The organism is Dorea ammoniilytica, from assembly GCF_025567415.1.
Classification (GTDB): Bacteria; Bacillota; Clostridia; order Lachnospirales; family Lachnospiraceae; genus Claveliimonas; species Claveliimonas ammoniilytica.
Genome location: NZ_JAOQJV010000039.1, coordinates 1 through 411, shown reverse-complemented (window position 1 = coordinate 411; position 411 = coordinate 1). Strand labels below are relative to the sequence as shown.

The window sequence follows — 411 nt, the reverse complement described above, 5'->3', positions numbered from 1 at the left end:
TAATCTTTCTGGTGGCGATGCGCTTGTGGGAGACACCCGTTCCCATACCGAACACGATGGTTAAGACGCAAGCGGCCGATGGTACTGCACTGGAGACGGTGTGGGAGAGTAGGTGGCCGCCAGATCAAAAAAGAAAAAGGCAGATCCGCTGCCGAGAGAACAACTTTATCATAGATACAGGCAAGGATGAGCAACAACTTATCGCCGCCAACCCGATCAGCAGGGAAGTGCTGTTATGATAAGCTGGTTTTACCAGTGATCAGAGTTTTGAAAGCTTGCAAAAGATTCAGAGTTCTGATGACTGATGAAGCAAAAGCGAAGTTGGTCAGATATGTACCTTGAAAACCGCATACAAGAAATATGATAAGATTTTTAAATATCTTAATCAAGACATCCGAGGTAATTGTTATA

The 411-nt window shown here is 44.5% G+C and carries 1 rRNA gene; it reads left to right on the top strand.

Features of this window, described 5'->3' with window-relative positions:
* Nucleotides 1-7 precede the first annotated feature (7 nt).
* Nucleotides 8-125 (top strand): 5S ribosomal RNA (gene rrf, locus OCV65_RS13295).
* Nucleotides 126-411: the final 286 nt, after the last annotated feature.